Source organism: Myxococcus sp. RHSTA-1-4 (genome assembly GCF_020037125.1).
Lineage (GTDB): Bacteria > Myxococcota > Myxococcia > Myxococcales > Myxococcaceae > Myxococcus.
Genome location: NZ_JAIQDG010000022.1, coordinates 96,799 through 113,655, shown reverse-complemented (window position 1 = coordinate 113,655; position 16,857 = coordinate 96,799). Strand labels below are relative to the sequence as shown.

11 protein-coding genes are annotated in these 16,857 nt (G+C 68.7%); 5 read left to right on the top strand and 6 right to left on the bottom strand.

The window, feature by feature from the left end; translation table 11 throughout:
* Window positions 1-137 precede the first annotated feature (137 nt).
* Window positions 138-1,217, bottom strand: a complete 1,080-nt coding sequence (locus K8638_RS27600; protein WP_223757623.1) for an ornithine cyclodeaminase family protein — start codon at window positions 1,215-1,217, stop codon at window positions 138-140.
* A gap of 147 nt (window positions 1,218-1,364) precedes the next feature.
* On the opposite strand from K8638_RS27600, the gene K8638_RS27595 reads away from it, so the two are divergent.
* The gene (locus tag K8638_RS27595) at window positions 1,365-2,399 is read left to right on the top strand and encodes a hypothetical protein (RefSeq protein ID WP_223757622.1); all 1,035 of its coding nucleotides are present in this window, start codon (window positions 1,365-1,367) and stop codon (window positions 2,397-2,399) included.
* Between the two features lie 7 nt (window positions 2,400-2,406).
* Here the strand turns inward: K8638_RS27595 and K8638_RS27590 are convergent, their stop codons facing one another.
* Window positions 2,407-3,669: an FAD/NAD(P)-binding oxidoreductase gene (locus tag K8638_RS27590; RefSeq protein ID WP_223757621.1), complete on the bottom strand. Its 1,263-nt coding sequence runs from the start codon at window positions 3,667-3,669 to the stop codon at window positions 2,407-2,409.
* A gap of 241 nt (window positions 3,670-3,910) precedes the next feature.
* Here K8638_RS27590 and K8638_RS27585 point away from each other — a divergent pair, with 241 nt between their 5' ends.
* Together K8638_RS27585 and K8638_RS27580 are read left to right on the top strand one after the other, a co-directional pair.
* Window positions 3,911-4,627 carry an outer membrane beta-barrel protein gene (locus tag K8638_RS27585; protein ID WP_223757620.1) on the top strand — a complete coding sequence of 239 codons (717 nt, stop codon included), beginning with the start codon at window positions 3,911-3,913 and terminating at the stop codon, window positions 4,625-4,627.
* A 154-nt stretch (window positions 4,628-4,781) separates the two neighbouring features.
* Window positions 4,782-5,360: a DUF4136 domain-containing protein gene (locus tag K8638_RS27580; RefSeq protein WP_223757619.1), complete on the top strand. Its 579-nt coding sequence runs from the start codon at window positions 4,782-4,784 to the stop codon at window positions 5,358-5,360.
* A 19-nt stretch (window positions 5,361-5,379) separates the two neighbouring features.
* Here K8638_RS27580 and K8638_RS27575 read toward each other — a convergent pair whose 3' ends face one another.
* From K8638_RS27575 to K8638_RS27565, 3 genes are read right to left on the bottom strand one after another with little or no spacing between them, the layout of a single operon-like run.
* On the bottom strand, window positions 5,380-8,556 hold the full coding sequence (locus K8638_RS27575) for an efflux RND transporter permease subunit (RefSeq protein ID WP_370644127.1): 3,177 nt from the start codon (window positions 8,554-8,556) through the stop codon (window positions 5,380-5,382).
* A gap of 44 nt (window positions 8,557-8,600) precedes the next feature.
* A complete protein-coding gene (locus K8638_RS27570) occupies window positions 8,601-9,746 on the bottom strand; it encodes an efflux RND transporter periplasmic adaptor subunit (RefSeq protein WP_223757617.1) in 1,146 nt (381 codons plus the stop codon).
* Window positions 9,743-10,981 (bottom strand): TolC family protein, encoded by a 1,239-nt coding sequence (locus K8638_RS27565; protein WP_223757616.1) that lies wholly within the window; start codon window positions 10,979-10,981, stop codon window positions 9,743-9,745. Before K8638_RS27565 ends, K8638_RS27570 begins: the two co-directional genes overlap by 4 nt.
* Window positions 10,982-11,345: 364 nt before the next feature.
* Between K8638_RS27565 and K8638_RS27560 the strand changes: the two genes are divergently transcribed.
* Together K8638_RS27560 and K8638_RS27555 are read left to right on the top strand one after the other, a co-directional pair.
* On the top strand, window positions 11,346-11,492 hold the full coding sequence (locus K8638_RS27560) for a hypothetical protein (RefSeq protein WP_223757615.1): 147 nt from the start codon (window positions 11,346-11,348) through the stop codon (window positions 11,490-11,492).
* A gap of 55 nt (window positions 11,493-11,547) precedes the next feature.
* Complete coding sequence (locus tag K8638_RS27555) at window positions 11,548-15,450, top strand: hypothetical protein (protein WP_223757614.1); 3,903 nt, start codon at window positions 11,548-11,550, stop codon at window positions 15,448-15,450.
* Window positions 15,451-15,528: 78 nt separating this feature from the next.
* On the opposite strand, the gene K8638_RS27550 is transcribed toward K8638_RS27555, so the two are convergent.
* On the bottom strand, window positions 15,529-16,800 hold the full coding sequence (locus K8638_RS27550) for a DUF2254 domain-containing protein (RefSeq protein WP_370644122.1): 1,272 nt from the start codon (window positions 16,798-16,800) through the stop codon (window positions 15,529-15,531).
* Window positions 16,801-16,857 lie beyond the last annotated feature (57 nt).

Below are 16,857 nucleotides of genomic sequence, written 5' to 3'. Positions count from 1 at the left end.
ACCCGCCGTCGCATGCCATCGTCCGTCGGAGGAGGTATCTGCTTCATGGCGCTGACCTCGAGGAAGCCCGCCGGGCGCGCTCCGCGTGCCCGGAACTCCAGGTGAGTGGAATGAGACGAAGATGCGGGCGGGGTGCGTCAGTCTCCGCGGACCGTGCGCAGGGGAACCTGGGCGCCGCGCGCCGGCAGGAGCTCGTCGTACGGGTTCATCGCGTCCCCCGCCAGGCTCTCCAGCTCCACCTCCGTGCCCAGCCCGAGCTCCCGCGCGCGCCGGGTGAGGGCCCGGGTCACCACCTGGTCCTCCAGCGCGAAGCCCGTGGAGTCGAAGACGGTGGAGCGCTTGCGCCAGTCCGCGAAGCGCTCCGGATGCTGGACGAGCTCGATGATGCCGGGGCCAATCTGCTCCGGCCGGAGCTGCTGGCACTCGCCCTCGACGAGCGCCTGGGCGAGGAAGTCCGGGCACACGAGGCTGCGCTCCAGCAGGGACAGCGGCAGCTCCGTCTTGCCCGGCAGGTCCGAGCCCACCGCGTTGACGTGCACCGAGGGCTTGAGGCGGCCGTCCGAGATGACGGGGCCCTCGCCCACGCCCACGGACGTCACGGTGCAGATGATGTCCGACTCCGCCTCCAGCTCCTCCAGTGAGGCGGGGTGCACGTCCAGCCCGAGAAAGCCCACGCGCCGCAAGTACGTCCGCAGCACCCCCAGGTCCACGTCGTATGCAAGCACGCGCTCGATATGGAAGAGGCGCGAGAGCGCATGGAGCTGGGTGACGGCCTGGGCGCCGCAGCCCACCATCCCCACCACGCGGCTGTCCGGGTCCGCCAGGTACCTGCTGGCAATGGCCGAGGCAGCCCCCGTGCGCAACGCCGTGGGCAGCACCCCGTCCACCAACTCCAGCAGCCGCCCGGTGGCGCAGTCATACACGCTGTTGGTGGCGATGATGGTGGGAACCCCATAGCGGTGCGGATTGCCAGGGTTGTAACCCACCACCTTGATTGTAATTGACTCGCCGCGCTGCATGACGGGCATCCACTCCAGCACGCCCGTGCGCTCGTTGCGGAGCGTGAAACCGTCGCGCTTGCGAGGCTCGGTGCGTTCCTCGTCGAAGGAGCGGAACGCCTCTTCGAGCGACTCGATGACCGTGTCCATCAAGGCGTCGATTCCCTCTGTGTGCACGAGCTTCCGAAGGTCGGCCTGGGTCACGAGAAGTGTCTTCACGTGCACTCTCCTGAGGGCGGGAGGTCGAAAGGACGAGGGGGGGAAGGCTCCACTACTCTGCCATCACCGAGCGCAAACTGTTAAGCCTGAGATTCAATATAAACAGGATCTAACAGAAAGCCTTGGGCTCGATATGCTTCCCGCACCATGAGCGCTCGGGCAGACACCGTGGGTGTGACGTGGGGGTGGGTACGCAACCCCCGGTTCGATCTCTTCTTCATCCTGGGGACAGCGGGGCTGGGGTGTGTCTTTGCCCTCGCGGCGCTGGTGCAGCCCCGGCTGTTCCCGGTGCTGCTGGCCATCGACGTGTGGCTGCTGGGCTACCACCACGTGGTGTCGACCTACACGCGGCTGGGCTTCGACCGGGAGAGCTTCCAGCAGCACCGCTTCCTCGTGGGGGTGCTGCCGCTGCTCATCTTCGGCGCCACGTACGCGCTGTACCGGGCGGGTGGCGTCTGGCCGCTCATGTCCCTCTACTTCTACTGGCAGGGCTGGCACTACCTGCGGCAGAGCTACGGCGTCAGCCGCATCCTGGACCGCGCCTCGCGCCGCCCACCGGCCGCCAACCCGGCCACGGCCTGGGTGCTCTACCTGCTGCCCCTCGCGGGACTGGCGCACCGCTCGGCACAGGGGGCCACCACGTTCCTGGGGCTCGAGTTGCGGCTGCTACCGGTGCCGCAGTGGGTGGACCTGGTGGCCACGGCGGCGGTGGCGGCGCTCGCCGTGTGGGGCTGGCTGCAGGCCCGGGCGCTGCGCTCCGGCGCCGGGAGCCCCGCGCAGACGCTCTACGTGGCCACGCATGCCGGAATGTTCGCGCTGGGCTACTACCTCATTCCCAGGCTGGAGACGGGCTGGCTGGGGCTGAATGTGTGGCACAACGCGCAGTACATCCTGGTTGTATGGCTTTACAACAACCGCCGCTTCGGCGGCCGGGTGAGTGAGCAGCACCGCTTCCTGTCCACGCTGAGCCAGGGCCGGCGCGTGCTCCCCTATATGGCGGTGTGCCTGGGGCTGTCGGCCGTCCTCTACCTCTTCCTCCTCCGAGGATTGGGATGGCTGCCATTGGAGGCCGCGAGCCTCCTGCTGGTCCAGACGCTCAACTTCCACCACTACATCGTCGACAGCCTCATCTGGAAGGTGCGCCAGCCCACGGTGCGCCGGAATCTGGGGCTCGCGGCATGAGCCGGTGCTAGGCGCGCCCGCGCAGCATCAGGTTCCAGTACATGGCCGGCAGCCCGTACTTCTTGAGCAGCCACATGTCGTACCGCTCCTCCAGGGTGTTGATGAGGGGGATGCTCGGCGCGGGCTTGCCCTCGTAGTCGAACTCGGCGAGCAGCAGCTTCCCGTAGCCGGTCGCCACCGGACAGGAGGCGTAGCCGTTGTATCGGGCGGTGGGAGCCTTGCCCTCCATGACGGCGCAGAGGTTCTCGACGAGCACCGGGGCCTGGGCACGCACGGCCGCCCCGGTGCGGGAGGTGGGCAGGTCGCTCGCGTCCCCGAGCGCGAAGACGTTCGGGTAGTCGGGGTGCTGCAACGTGTACTTGTGGGCCTTCACCCAGCCCGCGTTCGGGCCCTCGTGATGCGCGAGCGGGCTCGCCTTGATGAAGTCAGGCGCGCTCTGCGGGGGCGTGACGTGCATCATGTCGTAGCCAAGGGTCACCCGTTCCTGCTGTCCCTCCCCTGTCACGGCGAAGACCGCTTCGCGCTGCCCGGGGCGTACCTCGACGAGGTTGTGGCCAAAGCGCGTCTCGATGCCGTAGCGCTTCACCACGCCCTCGAGTATCTGCGCGAAGGGTTGCACCCCGAAGATGGCCTTGCCGGCCGAGACGAAGACCACGTGTGAGCGCGCCGCGAGCCCGGTGCGGCGCAGGTGGTCCGCCGCCAGATACATGATCTTCTGCGGAGCCCCCGCGCACTTCACCGGCGTGCCCGGGTTGGTGAAGAGGGCCGTGCCGCCCCGGAAGGCGCGGATCATCTCCCAGGTCTTCGGCGCGAGGTTGAATCCGTAGTTGCTTGACACGTAGGGCGTCTCCAGCGCCTCGCGCAGGCCCGCCACCTTGTCCCAGTCCAGCTGGATTCCGGGGGCGACCACCAGGAAGTCATAGGCCACGCGCAAGCCGCCGCGCGTACGCACCTGCTGGCCTACCGGGTCAATCTCCTCCGCCCAGTCCTGTATCCACCGCGTCCCCTTCGGGATGTAGTCGGCCTCGGGACGCACGGTGCGCGCGATGTCCGCGGCGCCGGCGCCCACGAGCGTCCACAGGGGCTGGTAGTAGTGTTGAGCCGAGGGCTCGATGATGGCGACGCCGTGCACGCCCTTGCGCCTCAGCCGCGCTGCGACGGTGATTCCCGCCGTGCCTCCGCCGATGATGAGGACCCGATGCCGTTCGGGCGTGGGGACGTGCGTGACAGGGGGTGACTCCACCCGGGGAGAATCCTGAGAGCTGGACACGTTCGACCTCCATACGGTTGATATGGAAGTGGGAGCCCGCGAAGGGAGCAGAGGACTCTCCTCCGCGTGTGTGATTGCCCGCATGGCACGCGGCCCCGCGAGGGCTGGGGCCTTTCAGCGAGGTGGCGGGGGAGCGGGCTCACGCATCCCAGGCCGACCTTCCCCCGAGGGGCAGTGTGCGGACAGGCGTGCTGTCTCCACCCTCCCGGCACACGCAGTCCGCGTCCACGAGGAGGTTGTCATGCGGTTACCCATCCTGGTTCCTCTCGCCCTGCTGGCGCTCACCGTGCCGCCGGGCGCACGTGCCCAGTCCACGTCTGAGTTCGATACCGCCACGGTCGCCTACGGGGAGGATGTCAGCCCCGAGCGGCACTTCATGTTCAACGTGGGCGGCGGCATCTCCTTCCCCCTCTCCGACGCGGGAGACCGCTTCGAGATGGGCGGCGGCTTCCAGGTGGGCGTCGGCTTCCAGTTCATGCGGCGGCTCGGCGTCACGGCCGAGTACCTCTACACCGCCTATGACGTGAAGAGTGACGTGCTGGATGCCACCAGCGTCGAGGGTGACCACTACATGCAGTACGGCACCCTCAACGCCGTGGTGAACCTGCTGCCGAGGAGCCCCCTCGGCATCTACCTCATCGGCGGGCCGGGCCTGTACTACCGCAAGGTGGAGGTCTCCCAGTTCGCGGGCACGGCCGTCGTCCCGTACTGCGACCCCTGGCTGTACTACTGCACGACGAGCGTGGTGCCCGTGTCGGAAGTCCTCGGCTCGCGGAGCTCCACGGACTTCGGGCTCAACGCGGGTGCGGGCATCACGTTCAGCCTCTACGGAGACCTGCGCTTCTACCTGGAGGGGCGCTACCACTACATCTTCGGCCCGGAGTTCACCGGGGCGGACGGCAACTCGCGCAACGCCAACGGCCAGTACGTCCCCCTCATGTTCGGCCTGCGCTACTGAGCGGATACGGAGCCCGGGAAGCGGAGGCCCGCGGGCTTCCCTTCCCGGGACTTCCGTCGGGGGCTGCCGGGCGAGCGAGGCTCGCCACCCGCGCGCGGCACACGCAATGTCAGGAGGCCGACGACGTGCGCCGATGCCGAACCAAGGAGCCCCCATGCGACTGCTGTCCCGTGCCGTTCCGGTCCTGTTGGGCCTGATGTTTGCCGCCTGTGCAACCATCGATGTCAACACCAACTACGACCCCAATGCCGTACAGCAGCTCAACAGCTATCGCAGCTACGCCTGGCTGCCCACGAAAGAGGGCAAGGACCCGCGCGTCTACAACGACATCATCGATGGGCACCTGCGGCGGGCCGTGGACCAGCAGCTACAAGGACGCGGCTACCGGCTGGTGGACCCGAGCGCCTCCCCGGACTTCCTCATCGGGTGGCAGGGCGCCATCGACTCGAAGGTGTCGGCCGAGACGGTGGGGGCCTACTACGGCTACTACGGCTATGGATGGGGCCCGTACTGGGACCCCTTCTACGGGCCGACGGGAGCGACCTACCTGCGCGAGTACGAGATGGGTACGCTCATCCTCGATGTCGTGGACGCGAAGGCGAAGAAGCTCGTCTGGCGCGGCACGGCCCAGGCGGAGTTGCAGGAGAATCCGTCCGCGTCGAGCACGCAGGAGCGCATTGGCGATGCCGTGGAGGAGATGCTGTCGCGCTTCCCTCCCAAGGCCGCGAAGTGACGGCGGTGCACGGCGGCCGCTACGGTGTTGAAGGAGCTCGGGGGGCGGGGCCCGTGCTCCCGGGCCGCCGGAGCCCCCAGGCGCGCAGGCTGACGTACGCCACCGGGACGATGACGAGCGTCAGCAGCGTGAGAGAGACGAGTCCGCCCACCATGGGAGCGGCGATGCGCCGCATCACGTCCGCACCGGTGCCGCGGGAGAGCATCACCGGAGCCAGTCCCACGAGGTTCATCCCCACCGTCATCAGCAGGGGGCGCACCCGCAACACCGCGCCGTCCAGCGCGCACGGCACCAGGTCCGCGGGGCCGTGGATGCGCCCCTCCCGCGTCCAGCGCCGCCAGGCCTCCTCCAGGTAGATGACCATGACGGAGGCCGTCTCCGCCGCGATGCCGATGAGGGCAATCATCCCCACCCACACCGCCACGCTGGTGTTGAAGCCCAGCGCGTACAGCAGCCAGAGGCTCCCCACCATGGCGAAGGGCACCGACAGCATCACCAGCAGCGTGAGGGACAGCCGGCCGAACTCGAAGTACAGCAGGCCCACCACCAGCAGCAGCGTCAGCGGGATGAGGTACGCCATCCGCGCGCGGATGCGTTCGAGGAACTCGTACTGGCCCGTCCACTGGAGCCGGTAGCCGGCCGGCAGCTTCAGGTCGGCCACCGCCGCCCTGGCCCGCTCCACGTATCCGCCGAGGTCCGGGTCGCTCGTGTCCACGTACACGTAGCTCACCAGTGACGCGTTCTCGTCCTTGATCATCGGCGGGCCGCTGCGCACCTCGAAGCGCCCGAGCTGCGCGAGTGGCACCTGGGTGGCCGTCTGCCCCGCCGCGCTCCCAACCGGGGGACCGCCCATCCCCGCCATGCCTCCGCCCTGCCCCTGCCCCGCACCCGCCCGGACCGGCACCAGCACGCGCTCCAGGGCCGCGAGGTCGGTGCGCAGCTCCCGGGGATAGCGCACGTTGACGGTGAAGCGCTGGCGCCCCTCGATGGTCTGGTCCACCACCATGCCGCCAATGGCCGTCTCCACCTGGTTCATGACGTCCATCACCTGGAGCCCGTAGCGGGCCAGGGCCCTGCGGTCGGGGATGAAGTCGATGTACGCGCCCAGCGTTTCGCGGTCGGCGAAGACGCTGCGCGTTCCCGGCACATCGCGCAACCGGGCCTCGATTTCCCGGCCCACCTCCTCGTTGCGCGCCAGGTCGTCGCCGAAGATCTTCACGCCCACCGGAGTGCGGATGCCGGTGGTGAGCATGTCCACCCGGGCGCGTATCGGCATGGTGAGCGCGTTCTGGAGGCCGGGCAGCTCCAGCGCCTTCATCAGCTCGGCCTCCAGCTTCTCGCGCGTCATCCCCTCGCGCCACTGCGAGCGCGGCTTGAGGACGATGACCGTCTCGAACATGGAGAGCGGCGCCGGGTCTGTCGCCGTCTCCGCGCGGCCGGCCTTGCCCAGCACCGTCTCCACCTCCGGAAAGGACTTGATGATGCGGTCCTGGAGCTGGAGGACCTGCTTGGACTCCTCGATGGAGATGTTGGGCAGCGTCACGGGCATGAAGAGGAAGGAGCCCTCGTCCAGTGGCGGCATGAACTCCGAGCCGAGCCGGAAGAAGGGCCACGCGGTGGCCAGCACCACGAGCGCCGCGATGCCCAGCACCGCCCCCCGGTGCTTCAACACGTAGCCGAGCACCGGCCGATAGGCGGCGATGGCGGCACGGTTGATGGGATTGGACGCCTCCGGGCGGATGCGGCCCCGGATGAACAACACCATGAGCGCCGGGCCCAGGGTGACGCTCAGCACCGCCGCCGCCGTCATGGCGAACGTCTTCGTGTACGCGAGCGGGTGGAACAGCCGGCCCTCCTGGGCCTGCAAGGCGAAGACGGGCAGGAAGCTCACCGCGATGACCAGCAGCGAGCTGAAGACGGGCCGCGCCAGCTCCTTCGCCGCGTCGATGATGATGTCCTCCCGCGGCCGGCGATGGCCCTCCTCCTCCAGCTTGCGGTGCGCGTTCTCCACCATCACCACCGTGGCGTCCACCATGTCTCCGATGGCGATGATGATGCCGCCCAGCGACATGATGTTGAGCGTCACGCCCGTCAGATACGTGGCGATGAAGGACGTGAGCACCGCCACCGGCAGCGTGATGATGGCCACCAGCGCGCTGCGGAAGTGCATCAGGAACAGCGCGATGAACAGGAGCACCACCACCATCTCCTGGGTGAGCGCCTGGCGCAGGGTGGCCACGGCCTCGCGGATGAGCTCCGAGCGGTCATAGCCGATGCGAATCTTGACGCCCTCGGGCAGGGAGGGCTCCAGTTCCTTCAGCCGGGCCTTCACGCCGTCGATGACGTCCAGCGCGTTCTGCCCGGTGCGCATCACCACGATGCCGCCCACCGCCTCCCCTTCCCCGTTCCATTCCAGGAGGCCCCGCCGGATGTCGGCGCCAATCTCCACCCTGCCCAGCTCCTGGATGCGGACGGGCGTCCCCGACGGACTCTCCTTCACCACCACCTGCTCGAGGTCCTCCTTCGACGTCACGTAGCCGAGGCCCCGGAAGACGTACTCACGGCCGCCCCACTCGATGACGCGCCCGCCCACGTCGCGGTTGCTCGCCTGGACCGCCTGTGTCACCTCCGGAAGGCTGACGCCATAGGCGGCCAGGCGCACCGGGTCCACCACCACCTGGTATTGCTTCTCATAGCCCCCGACCGACGCCACCTCGGCCACGCCCGGCACCTGGGCCAGTGCATAGCGCAGGTTGAAGTCCTGGAAGGCGCGCAGCTCTTGCAGGTCATGCTTCCCGCTGCGGTCCTCCAGCGTGTACATGAAGACCCAGCCGCTGCCGGTGGCATCGGGGCCCAGCGTGGGCGTCACGCCGGTGGGAAGCTGGCCGGACACCTTGGCCAGGTACTCCAGGACGCGGCTGCGGGCCCAGTACGGGTCGGTGCCGTCCTCGAAGATGACGTACACGAAGCTCATCCCGAACATGGAGAAGCCGCGCACCGCCTTTACCCGCGGCGCCGAGACGAAGCTCGTCACCAGCGGGTACGTCACCTGGTCCTCCACCAACTGGGGCGAGCGCCCCATCCACTCGGTGAAGACGATGACCTGCGGGTCGGTCAGGTCGGGAATCGCATCCAGCGGGCTCGCCCTGAGCGCCAGCCCGCCCAGGATGGCCAGCAGCAGGGCCAACGCCACCATCAGCCCGCGCTTGCGTGCGCACCACTCGACGAACCTCTCGAACATCAGTGGCCCCCGTGCCCCGAGGGCTGGGACGTGCCGCGCAGCCGGCTCTCGCTGTCGATGAGGAACTGGGCACTGACCACCACCGCCGCCCCCTCGGCGAGTCCTTCGCGGAGCTCCACGCGGTCGCCGGCGCGCCGGCCCACCTTCACCAGGGTGGGCCGGAAGCGGCCCTCACCGAGCGCCACATAGACGACCTGCCGCGTGCCGGTGTCCACCACCGCTTCCTCGGGGACCCACAGTGCGTCGGTGGCCTGGGCGGGCAGCTCCACGGTGGCGAAGCTCCCGGGGCGCAGGGTTCCCTGGGGATTGGGCACCACGAGGCGCACCTTCACGGTGCGGCTCACCGGGTCCACCGTGGGGTAGACGTAGTCCACCCGGGCCTGCACCGGCTCGGCCACGCCCTGCACCTCGACGCGTGCGAGCCCGTTGCGGTCCAGCCGGTTCACCTCGAACTCGTACACGTCCGCCAGCACCCAGACGCGGGAGAGGTCCGCGATACGGTAGAGGAGCATCTCCGGCTCGACGTAGTGCCCGGCCAGCACCTGCTTGTCGATGACGGTGCCGTCGATGGGCGAGCGGAAGATGACGGCCTTCTGCGGTCCATTCCGCTCGATCCGCGTCACCTGGTCGGCTGGGACATCCCACAGTCGCAGCCGGGCCCGCGCGGCGGCCGCGAGCTCGGCGTTGCTGGCCTTCGCGCGCAGGTACTCCTGCTGGGCGGCGAACAGCTCCTGCGAATACAGCGAGTACAGCGGCTGGCCCTTCTTCACCGGCTGCCCCACCGCGTTGACGAACAGCTCCTGCACCCAGCCCATCAGCTTGGAGTGCACGTGGGCCTCGCGAGTCTCGTCCGGCTGCACGATGGCGGAGGCGCGCACCGTCCCTGTCAGCCGCCCACGCTCGGCCTTCGCCACCTTGAGCCCGATGAGTTGCTGGCGCTCTGGCGCCACCCGCACCTCCGCGTAGCCTTCCGGCATCCCCCCGGGAGCCTCGCGCCCGCGGGTGCCGCCCGGTGGCTGACCGTGGCCCTCATGTCCCGCCGAGGGCGGAGGCTGCGCTGGCGCGCCATGCCCGGCATGGCCACCCTGGGCCATCGCGGTGCTCCCCAGCAAGAAGAGGAGGAGCGCCATCGCACGCGCCTTCATGGCTTCTCCTCCGGGGCGATGGACGCCCCCAGCAGCCGCTCCAGTTCGTAGCGGGCGACTTCCCGCCGGACCACCGCCTGCAAACGGTCGGCTTCGAGCCGCAGGCGGGCCATGGTGGCCTCCAGCAGCGACAGGAAGTCCGCCGAGCCGCTGACATAGGCGGACTCGCTCGCGGCCACCGTCTCGCGCATGCGCGGCAGCGCCGTGTCCTCCAGGGCCTGGAGGGTCAGGTCCGCCGCGCGTGCCCGGCTCCACGCCATGCGCAGGTCCGTTCGCGTCATCACCTCCATGGCTTCCAGGTCCCGCTGCGCGCGCTGCACCATGGCCTCGGCCATGCGCACCTCGTTGCGCTGCCGGTCGAACCACCACAGCGGAACGGTGAGGCCCACGATGCCGCCCACCGAGTCCGGCATCCCGCCCGTGCGCTGCTCGTAGAAGCCGGACACCATCGGCATGGGCAGGTACATCCGCTGAGCGAGCGTGCGGCGGGTCTCCATCTCCGCGCGCATCCACCGCATCGCCTCCAGCTCCGGACGCTCCTCAGCGCGCGCGAGCAGCGCCTCCACATCCGGCAGTGGCCCGCGCCCCGGCAGGACGATCTCCCCCACGGGCTCACCGAGGGGGCGTCCGCGCAGCGCGTTGAGCATGGCGGCCATGGCCTCCCGCTCGCTATCCAGGGAGGCCTTCTCGGCTTCCATCGCCGCGAGCTCCGCCTGGGCCCGCAGGAAGTCGTGGTGCCCCATCATCATCCCGGCGACGTAGCGGGCCTTGGCGGCGTCCTTCATCCGCTCCAGGGTGGCGATCTGCCGGTCCAGCAGGGCGCGCATCTCCTGGTTCATCCACAGTTCAAGGAAGACCGCTACTGCCTGGGTGCGGACATCCCAGCCCACCCGGCGTGTCCGGGCCTGCTCGGCCTGGAGCTGGGCCCGCGCCGCCTCCTTCGCCAGCCCCCTTCGGCCGAAGACGTTGAGCGGCTGGGTGAAGCGCCACGTGAGCATCGGCATCGGTGCGTCCTCGCCGCCGCGCAGGGGGATGCTCTCGGCCATCAGCTCCACCGTGGGGTCTTCCCAGGCGCCCTCCACGCCGATGCGGGAGCGCGCCACCTCGGCCGCGGCCTGCTGGGCCTGGATTTGCGGCGCACGCGTGGAGACCTCGGCCAGCAGCGCCTCCAGCTCCAGGGGCGGAGGCGCATCCGGGGTGGCGGCAACCAGCGAGATGAGCAGGAACGGAAGCATGGCCTCTTCAAAGGGTGGGAACCGGCACCTGCCGGAGGAAGCGGCACGCGAGCTTGGACCGTTCAATCGCGGTGACGGAAAGGAGCCCGGCAGCATCGCCGGCAAGGGGGCCACGCGCAGGAGCCTCTGCCTGACCGGGAAGCAGTGGAGGGCGGCCTGTCGTCTCCATGACACCTCTCCTCCGCGGCCCCAATCACCCCATGTGACGGGCACCCCATGTAACAACTCCAATTCCACGGCCGAGCGCCTCATTCAGGAGTCGGAGACGTTCGTTTGTTTGAGGACTGTGAGAATGGAACGGGTTGCGGCAGCCAATCCGAAAGCCGGACACTGCCGCCCCAGTCGCAGCGCAGGGAGGGATTGCATGGATTTCATTGAGCGCATCTTCGGGGTCGCACCCGATGGTGGGAACGGCATGTTGGAATTCCTGCTGTTCGCCATTCCCGTCGCAGGAAGTCTCCTGTTGATCACGCTCAGGCGTAATCAGACCGGCAGACGCGACAAGCGCTGACGGTTCGTAACGGCGAATCAGGGCAGTAGAGGCAATGACTCAGCCGAGGACTCTCATGGCGAAGAAGAAGCCCTCCCCTCCCAAGTCCAGACGTCCGGCGAAGCCCAAGCAGGAGCCGAAGCACCCAGCCGAACCGGAAGGAGGTCCCTTCGCCCGGCGGCGCGCGTTCATCGAGGAGAGAACCACCCCACTGGGGCCCAAGAGTGCCGACGACACCATGGCGCCCGCCCCCGGTGTCCGTGGCCGCGAGGGTCTCGAGGCGGTGGCTCCTCCAGAGCCCAACTTCCGCAAGAGCGCCATCAGCGCGTACCGCAAACGGCAGATGGAGCAGCTCGAGCGCCAGCCGCGGGTTCCGCTCGAAAGGGCACGGGGAGTACGGGGCCCGGACGAGGAGCTCGCCGCGCGTACCCCTGACGAAGTAGCCGAGGACGACCTCCTGGGCCCGGAGCCGCCCGAAGACGATGAGGAGACAGGCCCGGCGCGGCGCACGCTCGCCGGACCGCCCATGCCTCCCGTGAGCCCGCCCGCGAACAACTGGGTTCCGCTCGGGCCCTCGGTGTTGCGAAAGGGGCAAGGGGGAACCCTGCCTTCGACCAGCGGCCGCTGCAATGGAATCGCGGTCGCGAACGGCGGCATGCGCGTCTACGCCGCGGCCGCCAACGGTGGCGTCTGGCGCTCCGACGACGAAGGCAGGACCTGGCGCTCGCTCATGGATGCCTGGGACCTGAATCCCACGACCCTCAGCTCCGATTCGCTCGCCTGCGGGTCCATCGCCATCGATCCCACCAATCCCGACCGGGTCTTCGTTGGCACCGGCGACGGGAACGAAGCCATGTTCTTCGGTGTCGGCCCCGTGGTGTCGACCGATGGTGGCGCGAACTGGGCGACGGAGCCGGTCGCCCCGGGAAGTCCGATGCTCGGCGGGCAGTCCATGAACGCCGTCGCTGTCGACCCCAACAACCCCGACCGCGTCGTCGCCGGTACCTTCCTGGGCGTCTACCGCCGGGAGCCCAATCCCATGGGAGGGTTTCATTGGGCCCGCAAGTCGGGGCCGGCGAACGCCATTTCCAGCGTGGTCGTCGCACGTTCAGGCGCGACGACCACCTTCTTCGCCGCGCCATTCAACGGTCCCGTCTTCTCCTCGAACGATGGCGACACGTGGGCCGCGCTGGGGACCGGATTTCCAAGCGCCGACGTCGGGCGTGTCGGCCTCGCCGTGCGGCCGGACGACCCGAGCGTCGTCTACGCGCTGGTGGCGAAGGCTTCAGACAACCTCATTCTCGGTGTCTACCGGCTCCACGGCACGCAGTGGAAGCAGGTCAGCGGTGCTCCCGCGGACCTGTTCGGTCTGGCCGGCGTCATTCCGGGGCAAGGCACCTACGACCTGGCGATCGCGGTCGATCCAAACAACATCAACCGCCTCTACCTGGGCGGATCGACGAAGGAGTCCAGCGGAGAATGGTCGGGAGCGGTCTACCGGTCCGTGGTGAGCAGCAGCGGCTCGGGTTCGTCCACCACGTTCTCGATGACGAATACGTTCATTGGCAACTCGGTCCACGCGGACATCCACGCGCTGGCCTTCGCGCCTGGTGACTCCAACAAGCTGTGGCTGGGCTGCGATGGCGGCGTCTACTACTCGACGAACCCCACCGGTGCTGGAGACATCTTCGAGGCTCGCAACAGTGGCCTGCAGACCATGACGATGAATCGGGTGGATCATCACCCCACCGAGGATGCGGTGGTCTTCGCGGGAACGCAGGACAATGGCGGGGCCCGCTTCACCGGTGAAGAAGCCTGGTACCACTCCGTCTGGGGAGATTGCGGCGAGTTCGTCATCAACTGGGCCGACCCCTACAAGGTTCTCGCGACGTACGTTCGCAAGAGCATCAATCGCGCCACGGACGGCGGCACCCGTTACAACTACATGCCGGTCAATGTCCCGGGCGCCGCGGGAGACCAGACCCTGTTCTATGCCCCGCTCGCGGGGACGCCCCCCAGCGGGACGGCGGCGGAAGCGGAGCGCGTGGCCTTCGGCTCCCGGCGCGTCTGGATCAGCGAAGCGTTTGGTGGGGGCTGGCAGTCGATTCCGGCCAACAACAACACCGATGACCTGGGCGCCCCCGTCCGGTCGCTGAAGTTCGCGTCCTTCTCGAAGCTCTACGCAGGCACCACCAGCGGACGCGTGTTCCGATTCACCTCCAGCGGCGGGAGCTGGACCCGCACGCGCATCGACAACGTCGCCTCCGGGGCGCTGCCCCTCGGCGGTGTGATTACCAGCATCGCCATTGACCCCGCGGATGGAACCGGCAACTCCATCTACATCTGTTTCGGCGGCAATGGCGATTTCCGTCACGTCTGGCACTTCGATGGTACCTCGTGGTCGGCTCGCAGCGGGCCGGCCGCCGGAGACGCGGCGGCCCTGCTGGACGTGCAACACAACGCCATCGTTTGCGACCCGGCCAACCCGGGAACCGTGTTCGTGGGGGCGGACATTGGCGTGTGGCGCTCGGCCGATGGAGGACTCCACTGGGCGCCGTTTTCATCCGGCCTGCCTGATGCCGCCGTGTTCGACCTGGACCTGCACAACGCGCGGCGGCTGCTACGCGCGTCCACCTACGGGCGCGGCGTCTGGGAGTACCGGCTGGACGCTGCAGCCGTCGCGGGTGTCGAGCTCTACGTGCGCGATACGCAGCTCGACCAGGGCCGCTTCACCACGGTGAACTTCCTGAACGACCCGACAGACCAGGGAGAAACCGTCCGTCACTGGAGCGGACCGGATATCAAGATCGATACACCGGACATGGCGGGCAACTACCAGTTCCCCATCACTCCGGGCACCACCATCGATTTCGAACAGTTCACCAACGTCCTCTCCGACGACGCGCGACAGGTGGCGACACACGCCTCGGCGGAAATCATCTCGCGTGTCTACGTCCAGGTTCACAACCGCGGCGTGACGCCGGCGAACAACGTCCGCGTGATGTGCCTCCTGGCGAATGCCTCGGCGGGACTTCCCTCGCTGCCCGTGGGATTCACCACCGACGTCCAGCTGGGCAACCCGATCAATACAGCGGACTGGAAGACCATCGGGGTCACCACGTTGAATGACGTGCGGGTCGGATTCCCCAAGATCGCCTCCTTCGAGCTGAACTCGAAGATGCTTCCCCCTCCGGCAAATCTCGCGGGGAACGACCACCATTGCGTGCTCGCCCTGGTCCATCACGCCGCCGACCCGTTCTCCGCGGCCCAGACCGTGACCGACCTGCTCAGCCGGGGTGAACGCAAGGCGGCGCACAAGAATCTGAAGGTGATGGAGTTCTCGGGGACGCTGCCTCCCGAGGCTCCATTGATGATGGCGGTTCGGATTCACAATCCCAGCCACCGCCGCGCGCTGCTCACTTCAGTCGTCTTGCGCTTGAACGGCTACAAGGGGAAGGTCGGGGTCTACCTGCCGAGGATCCGGACGCTGGGCGAGCTGCGGAAGAACCTGAGTGGCGCAAGGCTCGGACAGGACTTCGATGCCCTGGTGGAATGGGGCGCCGAGCACATCAGGATGATCAAGAAGAACCAGCAGAGCCGGCACCCCTACAACGCGGAGTGGTCGAAGCAGCGCATCGATGACGTGAACCAGGCCATCGCGGCGCGGCTGATGCTCAACGCGACCAGCTCGAAGGAAGTGAAGATCGGCAACATCCGCCTCGCTCCCGGCGAGCGGCACACCCTCTTCGTGAGGTTCGACCGCCCCAGGAACATGAAGCCCGGCCAGTCCTTCCCACTCGAAGTTCTTCAGCTCGACGCCCGAAACGAGAAGATCATTGGAGGAATGATGGCTCGCATCGACATCCCGCCGGGGGTGAAGCGGGAGGCGCTGCGCTCGCCGCTCGCGCAGCCCCCAGGCCCGCGCAGGCGAGCAGGGGCGAGGGCCGTCGAGCAACCGGCCCGACGTTCCGCGAGGTAGGAGACCCGGGGAGGCGCGGGCCTTCGCTCCCGCGCGGCGCCCTGCCCCATGTCCAGACGCGGGCAGCGTCCCCGGGGCTCAGAAGCCGGGCGCGGGCAGTGGCGGCAGGGGCTCCTTGCGTTCCACGGCCCGCTCCACCTCCTCCGCGTAGCGCCGCAGCAGGGGCAGGTGCGAGGAGCCGGGCTGGGCCTCCTCGGTGTCCGCCCACACCTGGTGGAGCACCTCGCGGACGGCGCGCCGGTCCGGCTCCTCCGAGACGCGCAAGCCCAGCTCGCCGGCCAGCCGGAACAGCCGCAGCACCACGACTGTCTCCCTGGCGCCGTAACGGCTGATCTGCTCGGTGGCCAGCACGAGGTAGTCCCGCAGCTCCAGCGCGCGCAGGAAGACGCGCGGGCGGCCCCGGGCATCGGCCAGGACGCGCGGGCCCTGCCGCAGCCGGGACAGCTCGCAGAGGAGGATGGTGAGCTGGTCCACGGACTCCACCGCCGTGGCGGGGTCGTTGATGCCCGGCGAGAGCGCCTTGGTCGCCACGTCCACGAGCTGCTGCACACCCAGCGCCAGGTCCCTGCCCGGCTCCCGCCACGGGCCGATGAGGAGTGTCGTTTCCACCGTGCGGGCGACGCGCTCCACCTCCTCCGGTGACGCTCCCTCCGAGACCACCCGGCCCAGCGAGTCCCCCTGAACCACCGGCTCGCCGATGGCGGCGCTCACGTGGATGGAGACTCCGTGCGCCACGGCCAACGCGAGCAGCGCCCCCGCCTCGATGTCCAGCACGAAGCCGGAGGCGGGCGCGGAGATGCTCCGCCACGTGCCGGAAGGCCCGGCCTCCGGGGCGGGGGCCGTCGAGTCCCCACGGCGCAGCCGGTCCAGCTCGTGTGCGACCTCCAGGGAGGAGGCCCGCACCCGGCGGACGATCTGCTCGGCGCGTACCATCTTGAGCGTGTACGTCATCTGGAAGACGAGGGCAGCGCCGCAGCAGACGAGCAGCAGCATGGCCAGGGTGAGCGCGGGTCTGGGCGCCACGCCCGTGTCCTCCACGAAGCCGAACGCGTACACCCCCACCAGGCAGTAGACGCTGGTGGCCACGAACACGGGGACGAGAATCCGGGAGCCCAGGTCCCCCATGAAGAGGCGCAGCAGGCGGGGGGAGTACTGGCCGGCGGTGTTCTGCAGCACCAGCACGGACAGGGACAGGGCGATGCTCAGGGTGGTGAGCACGATGCCCAGCACCGAGGAGAGGATGGTCCGGGATTCCCTCACGGAGGTATGCCAGGCCAGGCCGCGCAGCACTCCATGGTGGGTGCCGAAGGGCTCGGCCACGAAGAGAATGGCCAGTCCGGCCCCGACCACGGCCCCCACCGCGGCCAGAAGCCACGAGCTGTTGTGAGCCCTGAGCATCGCCCGGTG

What these genes read in the sequence shown, in the direction of transcription:
- K8638_RS27595 (WP_223757622.1), top strand. Translation starts at nt 1,365, where the DNA reads ATGAGCGCTCGGGCAGACACCGTGGGTGTGACGTGGGGGTGGGTACGC.
- K8638_RS27585 (WP_223757620.1), top strand. Translation starts at nt 3,911, where the DNA reads ATGCGGTTACCCATCCTGGTTCCTCTCGCCCTGCTGGCGCTCACCGTG.
- K8638_RS27580 (WP_223757619.1), top strand. Translation starts at nt 4,782, where the DNA reads ATGCGACTGCTGTCCCGTGCCGTTCCGGTCCTGTTGGGCCTGATGTTT.
- K8638_RS27575 (WP_370644127.1), bottom strand. Translation starts at nt 8,556, where the DNA reads ATGGTGGCGTTGGCCCTGCTGCTGGCCATCCTGGGCGGGCTGGCGCTC.
- K8638_RS27570 (WP_223757617.1), bottom strand. Translation starts at nt 9,746, where the DNA reads ATGAAGGCGCGTGCGATGGCGCTCCTCCTCTTCTTGCTGGGGAGCACC.
- K8638_RS27565 (WP_223757616.1), bottom strand. Translation starts at nt 10,981, where the DNA reads ATGCTTCCGTTCCTGCTCATCTCGCTGGTTGCCGCCACCCCGGATGCG.
- K8638_RS27560 (WP_223757615.1), top strand. Translation starts at nt 11,346, where the DNA reads ATGGATTTCATTGAGCGCATCTTCGGGGTCGCACCCGATGGTGGGAAC.
- K8638_RS27555 (WP_223757614.1), top strand. Translation starts at nt 11,548, where the DNA reads ATGGCGAAGAAGAAGCCCTCCCCTCCCAAGTCCAGACGTCCGGCGAAG.